The organism is Psychrobacter sp. M13 (assembly GCF_030718935.1).
Lineage (GTDB): Bacteria > Pseudomonadota > Gammaproteobacteria > Pseudomonadales > Moraxellaceae > Psychrobacter > Psychrobacter immobilis_G.
Map to the genome: position 1 here is coordinate 2,706,779 of NZ_CP132194.1, position 12,365 is coordinate 2,719,143.

The 12,365-nt window shown below is 43.4% G+C and carries 9 protein-coding genes and 1 pseudogene; 1 reads left to right on the forward strand and 9 read right to left on the reverse strand.

Going from position 1 to position 12,365, the window contains the following annotated elements; translation table 11 throughout:
* Positions 1-167: 167 nt before the first annotated feature.
* The 8 genes and pseudogenes from Q9G97_RS11420 to Q9G97_RS11455 form a co-directional block, all read right to left on the reverse strand.
* Entirely contained in the window at positions 168-1,211 is a 1,044-nt protein-coding gene (locus Q9G97_RS11420) for a hypothetical protein (RefSeq protein ID WP_305898917.1), read from the reverse strand.
* A 64-nt stretch (positions 1,212-1,275) separates the two neighbouring features.
* The gene (gene aroB, locus Q9G97_RS11425; RefSeq protein WP_305898918.1) at positions 1,276-2,382 is read right to left on the reverse strand and encodes a 3-dehydroquinate synthase; all 1,107 of its coding nucleotides are present in this window, start codon (positions 2,380-2,382) and stop codon (positions 1,276-1,278) included.
* 168 nt (positions 2,383-2,550) lie between these two features.
* Positions 2,551-3,069 (reverse strand): annotated as a pseudogene (gene aroK / locus Q9G97_RS11430) (shikimate kinase AroK); the annotation flags it as partial.
* Positions 3,070-3,281: 212 nt separating this feature from the next.
* Positions 3,282-5,717: a type IV pilus secretin PilQ gene (pilQ, locus tag Q9G97_RS11435; RefSeq protein ID WP_305898919.1), complete on the reverse strand. Its 2,436-nt coding sequence runs from the start codon at positions 5,715-5,717 to the stop codon at positions 3,282-3,284.
* 27 nt (positions 5,718-5,744) lie between these two features.
* Positions 5,745-6,314 (reverse strand): pilus assembly protein PilP, encoded by a 570-nt coding sequence (locus tag Q9G97_RS11440; protein ID WP_305898920.1) that lies wholly within the window; start codon positions 6,312-6,314, stop codon positions 5,745-5,747.
* Positions 6,314-7,027 carry a type 4a pilus biogenesis protein PilO gene (locus Q9G97_RS11445; RefSeq protein WP_305898921.1) on the reverse strand — a complete coding sequence of 238 codons (714 nt, stop codon included), beginning with the start codon at positions 7,025-7,027 and terminating at the stop codon, positions 6,314-6,316. Before Q9G97_RS11445 ends, Q9G97_RS11440 begins: the two co-directional genes overlap by 1 nt.
* Entirely contained in the window at positions 7,024-7,686 is a 663-nt protein-coding gene (locus Q9G97_RS11450; protein ID WP_201570207.1) for a PilN domain-containing protein, read from the reverse strand. The genes Q9G97_RS11445 and Q9G97_RS11450 overlap by 4 nt, the downstream gene beginning before the upstream one ends.
* Entirely contained in the window at positions 7,686-8,741 is a 1,056-nt protein-coding gene (locus Q9G97_RS11455) for a pilus assembly protein PilM (protein WP_305898922.1), read from the reverse strand. The genes Q9G97_RS11450 and Q9G97_RS11455 overlap by 1 nt, the downstream gene beginning before the upstream one ends.
* A 192-nt stretch (positions 8,742-8,933) precedes the next feature.
* Between Q9G97_RS11455 and Q9G97_RS11460 the strand changes: the two genes are divergently transcribed.
* Positions 8,934-11,597, forward strand: coding sequence for a penicillin-binding protein 1A (locus Q9G97_RS11460; protein ID WP_305898923.1), 2,664 nt, complete (start codon positions 8,934-8,936; stop codon positions 11,595-11,597).
* Between the two features lie 104 nt (positions 11,598-11,701).
* Here the strand turns inward: Q9G97_RS11460 and Q9G97_RS11465 are convergent, their stop codons facing one another.
* Positions 11,702-12,229, reverse strand: a complete 528-nt coding sequence (locus tag Q9G97_RS11465; protein ID WP_201570210.1) for a DUF6586 family protein — start codon at positions 12,227-12,229, stop codon at positions 11,702-11,704.
* Positions 12,230-12,365: the final 136 nt, after the last annotated feature.

The following is a 12,365-nucleotide window of genomic DNA, read 5'->3' on the forward strand; positions in this document are numbered from 1 at the left end:
GGTTTGCTATTAGTTATAAAATAAAATTAGATGGATAGGGGCTGTATAAAAAAATCTCAATCACCAGTTAGCGATTGAGATTTTTGGCTATGGAAAATCACTATTAACCATAGCTTTAATAAAGATTGATAAATAAAAAATAAATAAATAGCAGCTAATTAAGAGAATTACTCACTTTTCTCCTCTATTAGCTCTTTCATGCTATCAGTATTGTTTTTGCTACCGGCTTTATCCGTATTTGCTACTGGCTTTTTAGGACTACTCTCTTGCGGTTTACTCGGGTTAGTCGCTGAGCTTGGCGGTTTGGGTGTGGCAACTACTGGCGGTTTTTTCACCTCTTGCTTAGCAGGCGGCACATCGTTTTCAGATGATAAGATGCGCTCTTCATTGACGGTTAAAGTCTCCGAATTGTCGTTTGACTGGCGAATACTTTCCGCATTATTATTGTTGTTATTACTATTATTAGTAGATGTTTGGCTGGCAGTAGTAGCACTGTCATCGCTGTTGTCCTTAACAATGACGGGCGCTCTTTGACGAACGGGCACTTCACGCTTTGTAGGCTTGAGCTTGACGGATCGGGTGCGTTTAGTGCTCAGATCCTTGATAGGCTGCGGACGCTCATAATTGTCTATGATACTGACGTAACGATTGACCTCTTCAGGTAATACCCGTACATCAGCAGGCAGGCCAAAATCTATCAGCTTTGCGCCACCTACCGCCTCTTGTGGACTACTCATGAGACCATACGTGAGCATATAACGTATCTTATTGTCCTCATCACGATAGCGAAAATAGGCAAATTTCTTGCGATCTTTGCGCCCTTCTAAATAGCTGACGATGACATCGTTCTCAGCCACATTCATCACTTGCACGGTCCATTTACCTTTATTGGCAAGCAAGTAGCCTTTGTCTTTGAACTCATCAGGATAATTGCGTAGATCACGTACGGTATCTTCGAAGTTAATCGGTTGTACATCAGCATCAAGCTCGTGTAATGACTCAATAGATAGCGGTTGCTCAAGCTCGCTGGCGGTGACTTGCGGCGTGGCGATAGGCGCGTTTTCAATCTTGGCACCAATTGCAGGCGTTTGGCTGGCCATCCAAACCAAAGCAGTTACCACTCCTAGTAGTAATGTCACCATCAACCAAATTAATGCTTGGCGACGATATGACTTACTATTAGAGCGAGTCGTTGAGCTCGAGTGCGCCATGAGAATTTCCTTGAAAAGGTATAAAAGGCAACTTTAAAATAGCTTCATTATAAGCCAGCATTCATTAATGCTGTTGCGACAATACGTCAGTAAGCAGTTGATTATCGAAGTCAGTAGTCAATACCGCTTTACCTAGTGATTTTAACAAAATAAGACGGATTTGTCCTTGTTTGACTTTTTTATCATGCCCCATCAGGCTAAGCGCAGTCTCTAGTGCTATAGGCGGTGGTGTAATCGGTAGATTGGCCAAGATCAATACTCGCTTTACGCGTGCTACATCTGCATCGCTTATCCAGCCAAGCCTATGTGATAGTTGAGCAGCTTGCACCATACCTGCTGCCACCGCCTCACCATGTAACCACTTGCCATAGCCCTCATGGGTCTCAATGACATGACCAAAGGTATGACCAAAGTTCAATATGGCTCTTATCCCCGATTCGCGCTCATCTTGCGCCACGATGTCGGCTTTATACTGGCAGCAGCGCTTTACCGCTATAGCTAATACTTCCAAATCTAGCGCCATCATCGCTGGCAGATTATCCTCAAGCCAGCTCAAAAACTCAATATCCATAATAAGCGCGTACTTAATCACCTCAGCTAGCCCTGCCGAGAGCTCGCGGGCTGGCAAAGTTTGCAAAGTATTCATATCTGCCAGCACCATCTGCGGCTGCCAAAATGCACCAATCATGTTTTTGCCTTGGCGGTGATTGATACCTGTTTTACCACCGACGCTTGAATCTACTTGTGATAACAGCGTCGTTGGTATTTGGATAAAATTGACCCCGCGCATAAAGCTGGCGGCTGCAAAACCCGTCATATCGCCGATCACTCCACCACCGAGTGCGATCAAGGTTACATCACGATTGAAGTGCTGCGCCATAAGCACGTCATATATTTTATTGATGCTGGACTGATTCTTATACTGCTCACCATCAGGCAAAATACAGACTGCAACTGTAAACTGAGTCTCTAGCTGTGCTTGCAGTCTGGCTAGATATAGTGGCGCTACCGTATCATTAGTGACGATCAATACTTGCCTAGCGCTAATAAAAGGAGTGATTTGCGCTGCCATGTCGCTTATAGCCGTAGCGTTTTGCGCAGTGATGACTATCGGGTAATCATGACTTTGAGTATGTACACTTAAGCTATCATCAACCAAATTGGGGCTCATGTTATACTCCTAGTATTCTATTGTCTGCAAAGGTAAATATTTACCTTACTGTTTTTTTGACACAAAACCAATATTGATACTATTGTCAATATTGGTATCTATATCTGTATTTATACCAGCCTTAGCATCGGCAATAGAGGCTAAAACTTCCGCCCCATTTTCACTAAAAAAAATCTCCAGCTGTCGCAATAATTGATTGACCATATACCGTGGATAAGTATGACCTGTAGGCATAATAATATGCGCGATTTGCCGGTATAAGGGATCACGTATTAGGTAGAGATTTTGTAATATTTGGCGAGGATTGGGCTGTTGCAATAGCGGTCGCGACTTATCTTTTGCAGTACGTATCATCTGCACGTCGACTGAGGCATTTAAATACACGACGACGCCGCGCTCATGCAAAAACTTTCTATTTTCAGCAGATATAACGGCGCCGCCGCCCGTTGCAAGGACGATTTGACTGTGCCGAGTTAGCTCATCGATAGCTCGAGTTTCGCGTACTCTAAACCCAGCTTCCCCTTCTTTAGCAAATATCCAAGCAATATCAGCACCTGTCTGCGATTCGATATACCAGTCACTATCTACAAACTCGCGACTCAGCTGTTTGGCAAGCAGTCGACCTATCGTCGTTTTCCCCGATCCCATCGGCCCTACTAAGAATACCGAAGGTAACTCCTTCAACATAATACTCACTCAGCTAAATTAGCTATGATACAACGTCAGTAATATTCTGGCTAGTAATGTAATTCACTATTCACGATAAAAACCTGTACGTGATAAAAGCTTACTCACGATAAAAATCGCTATTACACCTCAAGCCCATCTATATTTTATAAAAATTTCCCATAAAAAAACAAGCCGTTAAGCTTGCTTCGTTATGTCACTTTATAGCTAGTTTATTCTAAACGGCTTATGCCATCGTTGACTAATCTAGTGGTAATAAAGATCAGTAGCTCTTCTTTATTGTTGCTGCGTACATCACGGCGGAAAGCACGACCAATATAAGGTAAATCGCCTAAGAACGGGACTTTGGTTACCTCATTATTAGTACGGTTTTTGAATACACCGCCCAATACAATAGTTTGTCCATCTTCAACAATGACATTGGTTGAGATGGAGTCCTCAGAGATAGCAACCTGATTATTAATAATGGTCGGCGTGCCGTTAGTAATCAAGAGTTGCAGACCAATTTTGCCGTCAGGGGTGATATTTGGTGTGGCCTCAAGACTTAAAGCAGCCTCTCTAAAGCTAGTCGTCGTTGCCCCACTGGCGGCCGCCTCTTGATAAGGTATCTGCGTACCTGATGAGACTTTTGCCGTTTGTTTATCGGCAGTCAAAATCTTCGGTGTTGAGATGACTTCACCGCGATTATCGGCTTGCAGGGCTGAGAGCTCAAGATCTAACATCAAGTCTGAGATACCAAGTAAACCAAAAGCAATACTACCAGCAGGGTTACTGACGCCTAGATCAACGTTTAAGTTGTCAGGACGACTGATGTTATAAGAGGGATAAGAGACCGTTTGACCATTAACTGTGGTCGTCTCAATATCGAAATCTTTAAGATCGGCAAGCGTCTGCTGACTGCCACCAACTAGCAAGTTACGGTTATTAGCCGCACCATTTGATAATATGCCCCAGCTTACGCCAATCTCTTTACTAAAGGTGTCTGTAGCGCTAACGATACGGGCTTCAATCATCACCTGACGTACTGGAATGTCGATCTTGCCTATGAGTTTACGAATGTTTTCGATACTATCGGCGACATCTTGAATAATCAAAGTATTGGTACGCTTATCAATCGTTACCGTACCACGATTAGATAATAACGTATTATTATCCTGACTATTTGAATTGTTGTTAGTGCTACCTAAGCCACCATTACCAGAGGGACCACTACCATCAGAGATCAACGTTAGCACATCCTCAGCGCGGGCATAGCTTAGACGAATGTATTCCGTTCTCAGTGGTGAAAAGGCTTCGACAGCTTGTTGCGCTGCAAGCTCCTGTGCTTCTTGTTCTGCAAGCTCAGTCGCAGGAGCGACTAAGATCACATTACCGTTTTCACGCTTGCCTAAATTTTTACTTTTGAGGATAATGTCTAATGCCTGATCCCAAGGTACGTTAATCAGACGCAAAGTAATATTGCCAGCGACTGAGTCACTTGCGACAACGTTCAACTCCGTAAACTGCGCTAAGATATCGAGCACACTACGAATCTCAACATCTTGGAATTCCATAGATAGCGCTTCACCAGTATAGACTCTCTCCTCAAGCGTAGGCTCAGTCAATAATTCAGGTTTGCTAATTGTTATATTAAGCTGGTTACCTGATTGATAAGCTTGATACTCATAATCACCATTCATATTAATAGTGATAACACCATTTTGACCTTGGTTTTTGGTATCAATACCCGCCACTAGACCGCTATTGACATTAAGACGTCGTAGCAAATTTCTTGGGACAGTACTACCAGTCATACGTACGATCAGCTTATTACCTTGACGCTGTACATCGATAGGAATGGCTTCATTGACTAAAGCAATACTAATATTACCACCACCATCACCGCCTGCTGCAAAATTCAGTGCGCTTAAACCATCATAGCTGTACTGCTGGGCAACTTGAGTAGCGGCAAGCCTAGGGTCTAGTAACGGGTTGACTCGCACGATCATCGTATCAGCGGGTACGGTATTAGCATTGACTCGTACTTGAGTGTTGTTAGCAGTAGTGCCAGCAATAATAGGCGTACTAGGCACGACCTCAACGCTAGTCTCAATAATAGGGGTGACAACAGGATTGGTTACTAGAGTATCAACTCCGCGGACAGGTGTTACCGTATTCACAGGTATTACAGTCCTAATAGGATCTACAATCGCTACGGCTTGATTAGGCTCGGTAATAGTTAACAATAAATCATTACCACTTACGACAGTTGTATAGTTACCGGTTTGCTTTAGGCCCACAATCATCCTTGTGGTACTGTCATTATTAAGCGTTGTAATCTCGTTAACCATGCCAATATTATAATCGGTAAAGCGGCTGGCAAGACCGTTTTGTACTTGCTCAAAGTCTAATACTAAACGACTAGGATCATCCAACTGATAAGCAGCTGGCAAAACAGGCGCTTCGCCAAAGCCTAGACGTAACTGAGTCACTGTAGGCGCTGTTTGTACCACTGATACGCTGTTAATACGCGGCTCAGCATAAATATTACTGCTGATCGCCATCATGCTGACTGCCAGTACTGGCATGACAAAGCTACAGGTAGAGATCGCAAAGCTCGTGGATACGCGGTTACTCATGCTCTTTACCTTAGTATTGCGTGATGTCATTATTCATTCCTCAAAAAAAACGCCTACTTAGTTTATAGGAGAAACCAGCGACTGTGGTTTTTCAACAAATCCAGCACGGCTATCAGGCACAATTTCAATCAAATTAATCTGGGTTGGCGTAATCTCAACAATGCGACCATCGTTCAAGCCAATATAATCCCCAACTTTAACGTTGGCAATAGAGCCATCAGGACGCTGTATGAGCGCATACTGCTGACCCTCAGGAGATACCAGTACTCCACGAAAGGTCATTTGCGCCAGCTCATACTGCTCCAAAGGCTCTTTGACACGAGTGACATCAGGACGTATACCATCAATAGCCGTAGTAGCACCCTGTACATTAACTAGGCTTGGGGGTAGAAATGGGCTACGTAGCAAGTTAGCGCCGTAGACAAAATCCTCAACCAACTGCGGTGGTGGTGGCGATTCAATAGGCTGAGACACCTCGTTACGGATATTATCCATCGCTTGTGCAGCCATACCGACACGGTCACTACAACCTGTCATCCCTAACACTATAATGCTTAGCGCGGTCAACATAGGTGCTTGCTTTATACTAGTACAGCATTGCCTAATATCTAGTTGCTTAAGTTTCATTAGTTGCTCTCCTCAGCCACATCAGCTGGGTCTTTTTCTACTATTTCTTTTGAGCGATAAGTTTTGGTTTGTAGTACTAAGTTTAGCTCAGGAATAGCCTCTAAAGTCGGCTGCGGATTACTAACCTCAAAATCGTGCATCGTAATAATACGGGGCAAAGCGGCAAGTCCACTCAAAAAACTACCAAACTGATGATACTCACCTAAAGCGGCAATTCGAATCGGCTGTTCAATAAAGAACTCATTTTCAATTTCAGGCTCAACAGAGATATCCTGAAAGCGAATATTACTCCCGACACCCGTCATATTAATGCCCTCTACTAGCTCTGATACCCGAGTTTCTTTAGGCAGTTGATCTAATAGGGTTTTGAACTCAATCTCCATTTGAGCCACTTGAATTTTATAGGCTTGCAGGTGGCGTGCGCGTGATTCTTTTTTTCGATAACTATCCAGTAATACTTGCTGTTCACTCTCCGACGCTTTAATCTCATCTATTTTATTACTAATAGGTAATGCCCAAGCTAAGGCTGCAATAAAAGCCACAATAAACACTAACACTGTGACTTTGACAGCAACAGGCCAGCTACCGTAGTTTTCAGTATCTAAGGACTCAAAGCTACGACGGAAATCTGTAAAATTAAAGCCGGGGCTTACAGGCTTTGCGCCACTACTATTTTGTTTTTTTAATCGTAACTTTTTGCGGGTAAGCTTCATGGGTTACCTCCAGTTTCAGCGGTAACGGTTGCAGTTGAGACTGGTGCAGAGCTTACAGACTGTGCTTGAGTGGTGATCACAAACTGCACATAACTGTCTTCAGGATAGACAGGTCGAGGCGCCTCGCCGGTAGTCACCGTAGTATTAAGCTCAGGTGTGGGTTGATAAGCGGTGATGTTTTGCTGAATATTACGTACCGCTGAGTTGCCCATCCAACTGCTACTATCCAAATTACGAATCAAGCTTGATACTACGTTAGGATTATCAGCCAACCCTGTTAAGGTAATCAAATCGCCTTCGCGTTTTAAATTATTCAGATACAGTGCGGGTGGAATAGCCTTAGCGATATCATCCCATAGGCGTACAGGCACTGGACGACGACCCTGCAAATCCTGAATAACCGACATACGCGAAATAATATCCGCGCGGCGTTGCTCCAAACTGTCGATCTCAACTAGAGCGGCATCTAAGCGATTATTCTCTTGGGTGATTAGCGCATTAGCATCGCGCTGCTCTTCAAGCTCATTATTGAAATAGCTCCAAGTTGCCAGTGCTGCTATTAAAGCTAATAGCGTGACTGCCGCCACTAAAGTAATGAACTCTTTGTTGCGACGCAGGCGCTCCTCAGCACGCCATGGCAATAGATTAATAGTTGGCATCAGTCAAAGCTCCTTAAAGACAGACCACATGCTGCCATCAAACTTGGAGCATCAACAGCCAGCTGCTCGCTGTCTATAAAGGGATCTATGGTCATATTAATAAAAGGATTGGCAACACTCACGGGTACACCAAGTCTTTGTTGTACCATGCCATATAACCCAGGAATAGAGCTACTACCCCCTGCAAGCACGACGTGATCTACATTATTATATTGACTAGAAGAGAAGTAAAACTGTAGCGAACGGTTTATCTGTTGGATAACGTTTTCCATAAATGGCGTTAGAATCTCTAGGTAATAATCATCTGGTAAAGTGTGCTCACGCTTATTAATAGTTGCCTCTTCAAACGATAAGCCGTAGCGATTTTGAATAGCCTCCGTCAGCTGCATACCACCAAATAACTGCTCACGGCTATAGACAAACTCGCCATTTTTGGCAATATATAAAGTCGTCTGATTATGGCCAATATCGATCAGAGCCACCAATTCAGGTATACCTGGTAAGCTGTCTACCATGAGACCAAAAGCCCGCTCTATGGCATGCGACTCAATATCCATAATTTTGGTTTCAAGACCACCAAAAGCTAGTGCATCAACACGTTGATCAACGTTTTCTGAGCGTGAGGCGGCAAGCAGCACTTGTACTAATTTGTCATCAACTATTGAGGAACCAAGCACTTCAAAATCTAGATTCACCTCTTCCAAGGGGTAAGGAATATACTGATCAGCATCTAGCCGTATTTGTGCTTCACGCTCAACATCGGTAAGCGCGACATCCATATCAATAATCTTAGTAATAACTGCTGAGCCTGCAACAGAGGTTGCTGCTTGACTACCTGCTACTTGCCCACGCTTGACTACTCTAGCAACCGACTCACCTACAATTTCAGTATCAACAATTATTTTATCAACGACTGCGCCCACAGGTAATGCTTCTACTGCATAAGACTTCAGGTGAAAAAGGCCTTGCTGACGTTGGATATTTACCATCTTTACAGAAGTAGAACTAATGTCCAGTCCTATTAGATGTCGACTCTTAGAAGAGAATAGCCTCACAAATTCTACACCTTATATAAAATTTACGTTCTGACAGTTGTTCGTGACATTCGACTACAATACTTTACTTAACTCTTACTATCAAGCGAATATAGATGGGCGGAAAGTAATTTACACATTTATTATGCCTTAGACATTTTGTTCAAGGTATAATAAAGTATTTATAGCAAAATTTAACCGATAAGTCTTCTTATGACCACAAAAAATGCCTCTGCTCGTCTTCTCCGCTTTTTCGTAGGGCTTTTTATTGCCTGTCTTGCGTTAGCGGTCATCTTGACACTGGCTGTACCTATCGGTTTTTATGGTATGGCAATGTACCTATCGCCTACCCTGCCAAGCTTGCAAGAGATTAAGACAGCCAGCCTAGAGATGCCGTTACAGATCTATAGTAGCGATAATAAATTAATCGGCCAGTACGGCAATCGTTTATCTTTACCTGTTAAATATGATGAAATTCCAGAAAATCTGACTAATGCTTTTCTAGCAGCCGAAGACGCTTCGTTTTTTCAACATAGTGGTATCAGTATAAAAGGTCTTGGACGAGCCGTCACCGAAGTGGTCACTGATGATGAAGGTCAAACAGGTGGTTCTACTATCACTATGCAAGTTGCAAAAAACTACTTTTTAAGCTCTGAGCGTACTTTAAACCGAAAATTGACTGAGCTGTTTTTGGCACGAAAAATGGAGGATGAGCTCAGTAAGGATGAGATTCTAACCTTATATGTCAACAAAATTTATTTAGGTGAGGGCGCTTACGGCATTCGTGCAGCCGCTAGAAAATACTATAGTAAATCCCTAGATAATCTTAATATCGCTGAAATGGCAATGCTAGCAGGCCTGCCAAAAGCGCCATCGAAGTATAATCCAGTAGCGAACCCAAGTCGAGCACTTACTCGACGCAACTGGATTATTGGTCGGATGTATGAGCTGAACTATATTAATAAAGCTCAACGTGATGAAGCCGTAAGCTCGCCTATTAACCTCAATCTTTATCAAGAAAAGCTCGATGTCAATATGCCTTATTTGGCAGAGATGACACGGTATGCTTTGGTTAGTCGCTATGGTGAACAGGTTGTTAATGGCGGGTGGCGGGTGCGTCTTACGGTTGATAGTCAAGCACAAATAGATGCAGAAAAAGCAGTGTTAAAAGGTTTAATTGATTATGATCATCGTCATGGCTGGCGTGGAGCCGAAGCGAACGATGAACCATTAGAGAACTTCAGTCGTTACAGCAATATGTCGCCTGCTAAAGTTACTAAGGTCAGTTCTCGAAGCTTCGATGCGCTCATGTTGTCTGGCGAGACTGTCACCGTTAACTGGTCAGGTATGCGCTGGGCACGTAAATACATCTCTGCCGATCGCTTTGGTAATTCGCCAAGCAACGCGGTGCAAATCGTTAATGAAGACGATATTATTCGTCTGGTTCCAACCGATAGCGGTAATTGGCAATTGGCGCAAATACCTGACGTACAAGGCAGCTTAGTCTCCTTAGATCCTGAAACAGGTGCGGTCAACGCTCTAGTGGGTGGATTTGATTTTAATCACAGTAAGTTCAACCGTGCGGTACAAGGTTGGCGTCAGCCTGGCTCGACTATTAAGCCTTTAGTCTATACCGCAGCTTTAGAAAAAGGCTACCGTCCTGACAGTATAGTCTCTGATCAACCTATCCAAGTGGGCGATTGGAAACCCAAAAACTCAGATGGGCGCTTTTTGGGCGATATCACTTTACGCCGTGGGCTTTATTTATCACGTAACTTAGTTTCCATTCGTCTATTGCAAGCTATAGGTATCTCAGATGCCCGTAATCTGCTAGATCAATTCGGTTTAGACAAAGAAAAACTACCGACTACTTTGTCGCTCGCGCTTGGTGCAGGTCAAGCCACTACTTTGCAGATGGCTACTGCCTACGCCACCTTTGCTAACGGTGGACATCGTGTTCAGCCCTACTTTATTGAGCAGATATATAATTACGATAATAAGCTACTGTTTCAAGCCAACCCACAACGAGCTTGTGCCTTATGCTTTAATGAGCAGCTTGAAGAAGCAAACCTTGAACTCGTAGAGAACTATAATAAAACAGATGAAGAAATAGCTGCCAATGATGATAGCGCAACAGACGAAAATAATTTAGAAGTCACAACAGATGCAGCGACGGAGCCTACAACAGTCAAACCTATCGATTTAAGTATTTATAATGCGACTCCTGATGCTGATCGTCTCAAAGCACCAGTAATACAGTATGTTACAGCGACTCAAGCACCACGTATTCTACAACCAAGGGTTGCTTTTGAGATGGCGAATATCTTACGTGATGTGGTACAGCGCGGTACTGCGGTTCGAGCTCGCTCTCTTGGCCGTGATGATATCGGTGGTAAAACAGGTACTACCAATGAAGCTAAAGATGCTTGGTTTGCAGGCTTTCATCCGACCAACGCTACCATTGTATGGATGGGTTTCGATCAGCCCTCAACGCTAGGTCGACGCGAATATGGCGGTGTAGCAGCCCTGCCCGTTTGGGTGGACTTTATGCGCGCGCAACTGAAAGACACCCCTCGTCAATGGGTATCTACCAGCAATAAGTCAAAGTCTAAAAAGCAAAAACAGCGTGTTATTGAGATGACTGATGATGGCGTAACAACCACCAGTGGTGATGAAGAAGAAGGCACGGCTAGTACCTCTACCAAACCAATCAAACCTAAAACCCAACAGCGCAAGCCGACAGAGCCTGAGATAAATCCTGAGGATAGTGAGGTGGTCATAGAAAATAGCGGCCTACCTACTCAGCGCTCTGATAGATCAACGCCAAATCGTCTAGCAGCAACACCAGTATCACAATTGCCTCCTATGCCTGAATAATAGGGCGTGTTGCTAATAAAAAAGGGTGCACTCATTTAATGAATGCACCCTTTTTTATTTCAGATAAAGCCCATATAGCCTACTATTGATATATAAATAACCTATTAAAACTCTACCATCCCTGCTCGCAGCTGATCAATAAGCACTAAAAACTGCTGACGCCATTCACGAATAGTGGCATCATCAGGCAGCCATTGATTTGATAATGTCACTACGTTTACAATCAGATCTCGTGGTTCATTCTCTGTATTAGCGACAGGTTGCGTAGCGAGCTCATCAGGCTGCACTGCATATAGGCAGCGCTGATAAGCACGTTCAACATTAGCCAAAAATCCTTGCTGCTGCAATTGTTGTAGACGTTGTATCTCTGGTGAGACTTGTGTGCGCACACTCAGTGCTTGTTCAATATCTATTAAAGCTGGCTGAGCAATAGTTAGGCCATAAAAGTGACCCAATTCTTGTAAAAAAGCTAAATAAGTCCCGTATAAGTGAAAAATAGCCGTCTCACAATGCGCTTGATAAAGCTGCTTATCAACACTATCACCTGCGGCTTGACAGGCCAGCCTACAAAAATATAGCTTTTGATTGGTACGATCTGCTTGATATTTAGCAACACGAGTTTTGCCTGCCATGGGTTTATTATCCTTATAAGTGATTAGCTATTCTTCTTGGTTATAAAATCGATTACAAATCTTAGTGTACTATTTTTTACTCTACGTTTCTCGCAAAATACCTCGATTTTGAAAGGTAAAAAAGCCAGCTATGTAG